Annotated in this window: 1 protein-coding gene; it reads left to right on the top strand. The window is 61.1% G+C overall.

Features of this window, described 5'->3' with window-relative positions:
• Positions 1-630 precede the first annotated feature (630 nt).
• A complete protein-coding gene (gene ltrA, locus DFR51_RS00160) occupies positions 631-2142 on the top strand; it encodes a group II intron reverse transcriptase/maturase (RefSeq protein ID WP_207790665.1) in 1512 nt (503 codons plus the stop codon).
• Positions 2143-2267 lie beyond the last annotated feature (125 nt).

The raw sequence follows: 2267 nt of genomic DNA, 5'->3' as shown, positions 1-2267 counted from the left end.
CCGTATGTTGGGATTGAAAAGAAAGGGAAAATCGTTTCATTAAAAGCTGTTACTGACCTTGCGAGGGGGAGGACCTCGCGCTCCACACGACGCAGCGTGGGGGGACAAGCGGAAGGGTGAGGTGAACCGGGTGCTTCCGGGGAGCCATAAATGAGTAGAACCCATCAAAGCCGGGGACAGGAGAACTTCCGCGATCCGACGCGACCCGGCGAGCGAACCTGCCAAGGGAAGAGCAATCGAACCGATGGTTGACGCCTCGTTGGAATATGTATGTCGCCGATGCGGATGTGGGCGGCATGGCCTTCGGGCCTGTGGTGTGCCGGGCCAGCCTTGGGGTGTGCGGCTCAGGGGCGCGTGGTCATCCACGCGCCAGCTTGCGACTAAGTCTGTGGTGGTCGCAGGCCAGTTACCACACGGGGTAAAGTCGGTCCCTACAGCAGGTAAAAGGTCAGAAACGGAACCCAAGAACCAAGTTGCCGCATCTCCTTGGGAGATGATCGAAGCGACCGATGATCGCGGCAGAGTGGGGCGGAGCCCTCGTAGTAGTCCGGGAGCGGGAAAGCCGCTCACATGGCGAAGGGGGGCAGCGGATACAGTGAGCCGACAGGAGGTGGGCGGAAGCCCGGCCCGGTGAATACCGAGTTCATCCTCGACATGCAGTGCAAGCTGTATCGGTGGAGTAAGGCGGCCCCGGACAGGCAGTTCGGGGACGTGTTCAATCTGGTGTGTGATCGCCGAACGCTCGATTATGCTTGGCGTCGGATGGCCCGCAATGCGGGTAGCAAGACGCCCGGCACGGACGGCATCGGCAGAATACAGGTCGAACAGCGTACTGGCGGGGTGGAGCGCTTCCTTGATGAAATCGAGGCCGAGCTTCGCGCCGGAACCTACAAACCTCAGCCTGTGCGGCAACGGTGGATACCGAAGCCGGGCAAGCCGGGGCGGTTCCGACCGCTGGGTATCCCTACGCTGAAAGACCGCTTGGTACAGATGGCTTTGAAGCTTGTTCTGGAGCCGATCTTCGAGGCGGACTTCTATCCGACCTCGTTCGGCTTCCGGCGTGGTCGTAGCACCCACGACGCCATCGCGACGATCCAGCGGCAGGTTAATCCGACCCGCTGGGGCAACTCGCGGATCGCTTATGTGATCGAAGGCGACATCAAGGGATGCTTCGACAACATCGACCACCACCGGCTGATGGAGCGGGTGCGTAGCCGCGTCCGGGATCGAAAGGTCCTGCGGCTCGTGCTCGCCTTCCTGCGGGCGGGGATCATGGTCGAGAGCACCGTTCGCCACCCCGTGGCGGGAACCCCGCAAGGTGGCATCATATCGCCGTTGCTGTCGAACATCTTCCTGACGGCAATCGACGAGCGGTATAAACGGTGGACGCCCGGCCCACACGAGAGGTTGGCCTGCGCCACGATGCGTCGCAATCGCGACTATAACAGTGGCAAACCGATCTTCTACATCGTGCGATACGCCGACGACTTTGTCGTCATGGTATCCGGGTCGAGAGAAGCTGCTGAGGCCGAAAAGGATGCGTTGGCGACGTTCCTCCGCGAGGAACTGCGTCTTGAGTTGTCGCCTGAGAAAACCTTGATTACCGATATCCGAAGGGGCTTCGACTTCCTCGGCTATCGCATCGTGAAGAAACGATCCTCCCGATCCGGGCGGTTCGTCTGCAAGCTGCTGATCCCGTTGGACAGGTTGCAGCGTCTGCGCGACACGATCAAGGGGCGGACGAAGAGGCCGAGCCTTCGGCTCTCGCTCTCCGCAATCATCGACAACCTCAATCCGCTCATACTGGGGTGGCGAACCTATTATCGTCACGCCATGCGGGCATGCCGCGAGTTTAGGAAACTGGACTGGTGGTTGTGGTGGCGCATCTACAGATGGCTGCGAAAGAAGCATCCGAAGACCACGCGAACGATCCCCCGGCGCTTCTTCCGAAGAGAGCCGAAGGGTCCGATGCGCTGGACCGAGGGCAACGCAGGCCTGCGCTGGTTCTGGGAGGGAGCGACTGCGCCCTACCCGTTCCGGGGCACCAAGATCACCAATGGATGGGACACCATCGAGGAGGCTTGGACGGGCGACCGTCAATATGACTTCCACACGATGATGCGGCAACTTGCCGTCGCCTGACAGACACCCATGACCTCGGTCATGCGTGGAGAGCCGGATGCGGTGAAAGCCGCACGTCCGGTTCGGCGAGAGGGATGGTAAAACCAGCCTCTGCGAGGGGGTATGGCGTGCCATCCCTACTCTCC

The sequence above is a fragment of the Sphingosinicella microcystinivorans genome (genome assembly GCF_003634215.1).
Lineage (GTDB): Bacteria > Pseudomonadota > Alphaproteobacteria > Sphingomonadales > Sphingomonadaceae > Sphingosinicella > Sphingosinicella microcystinivorans.
This window is presented reverse-complemented; position numbering and strand designations above follow the sequence as displayed.